The 1,210-nt window shown below is 72.8% G+C and carries 1 protein-coding gene; it reads right to left on the bottom strand.

The genetic code is table 11. The annotated features are described in order from the left end of the window. Positions 1-1,102 (bottom strand): multifunctional CCA addition/repair protein (locus AC27IQ_RS24965; RefSeq protein ID WP_487091213.1); only part of this gene is annotated, 1,102 nt, incomplete at its 3' end. Positions 1,103-1,210: the final 108 nt, after the last annotated feature.

The following is a 1,210-nucleotide window of genomic DNA, read 5'->3' on the forward strand; positions in this document are numbered from 1 at the left end:
GGTAGGGCGTCTCTTCGAAGCCGAGCCGGCCCCGCGCGTCGCATTCGCAGGCCAGCAGCACCTCGGCAAAGCGCGCCGGCTTGCGCAGGGCGTCGCAACGCTCCAGGAGCCGCAGCAGGGCGGCGGCGTTGAGGTCCGCGCTGCGGTGGATGTGGCCGTGCTCGCGTGCCACCACGTCCGCGGTTTCGCGGCAGTCCACCGGCACGCGCAGGCGCTCGCACACGTCGCGCAGCAGTTCGGCGCTGCGGGTTTCGTGGCCGATGTGGCGCGGCAGCACGTCGGCCGCGGTGGTGCCCTTGCCGAGGTCGTGCACCAGGCAGGCAAAGCGCACGGCCAGGGGCGCCTGCAGCCGCGCGGCCATGTCCAGCACCATCATCACGTGCACGCCGGTGTCGACCTCGGGGTGGTACTCCGCGCGCTGGGGCACGCCCCACAGGCGGTCGAGCTCCGGCAGCAGCACGGCCAGCGCTCCGCAGGCGCGCAGCACCTCGAACATGCGCGAGGGCGCGGGCTCCATCAGGCCGCGGGCCAGTTCCTGCCAGACGCGCTCGGCCACCAGGTGATCCACCTCGCCGGCCTCGACCATCTCCCGCATGAGCGCCAGGGTCTCGGGGGCCACGGTGAAGTCGGTGAAGCGCGCGGCGAAGCGGGCCACGCGCAGGATGCGCACGGGGTCTTCGCGGAAGGCGTCGGTCACGTGGCGCAGCACGCGCGCCTGCAGGTCGCGCACGCCGCCGTAGGGGTCGCACAGGCCATGCGTTGCCGAGGGGGCGGCGGCAGAGGCACCGGCCGCATCGGCCGGCTGCGCGATGGCGTTGATCGTGAGGTCGCGGCGCGAGAGGTCCTCCTCCAGCGTGACCTCGGGCGAGGCCTGCACCGCAAAGCCGCGGTAGCCGCGCCCGCTCTTGCGCTCGGTGCGCGCCAGGGCGTATTCCTCGTGCGTCTGGGGATGCAGGAACACCGGGAAGTCGCGCCCCACGGGCAGGTAGCCCTGCGCCGCCATTTCGTCGGGCGTGGCGCCGACGACGACCCAGTCCCTGTCGTTGACCGGGCGGCCCAGCAGCCTGTCGCGCACCGCGCCGCCCACCATGTAGATTTGCATGGGCGGCAGTGTACGGCGCGGCGTTGCGGACCCGGTTGGCATCTGCCCAACGGTCCGCGCGATCGATTCAAGGCCAAACAGGTGCCATGCCGGCGGATTTCATGCCTG

The sequence above is a fragment of the Acidovorax sp. KPB24-07 genome (genome assembly GCF_057543315.1).